Genomic DNA, 269 nt, shown 5'->3' with positions numbered 1-269 from the left:
CCTAATGTAAAAGACGGTTCTATTCTGGAATATCAATATGAAGTTGTATCTCCCTTTCTGTTTTCAATTCCAGAAATAGTTATAGAATCTGATACACCAGCTTTGTATACCGAGTATATTTTAGATACTCCCTCTTATATCGCCTATAATGTAAATTATACAGGATCTCTTTCTCCTAAATATAGGATGGTAGAAGAGACAAATTTATATGGGACTAGCTATAGAACGTATCGATTTGGATATGAAAACCTAAAAGGATATAAAACTGA

General features: G+C 32.0%; 1 protein-coding gene. It reads left to right on the top strand.

Annotated features, from left to right (window positions below; translation table 11 throughout):
• Positions 1-269, top strand: a 269-nt coding sequence (locus tag SB764_RS40610; protein ID WP_410866844.1) for a hypothetical protein, incomplete at both ends; no start/stop codon positions are given.

The organism is Paraburkholderia sp. SIMBA_027 (genome assembly GCF_046535315.1).
Taxonomy (GTDB): Bacteria; Pseudomonadota; Gammaproteobacteria; order Burkholderiales; family Burkholderiaceae; genus Paraburkholderia; species Paraburkholderia tropica.
The sequence above is the reverse complement of the archived record's forward strand: the minus strand, read 5'-3'. Positions and strand labels throughout refer to the sequence as shown.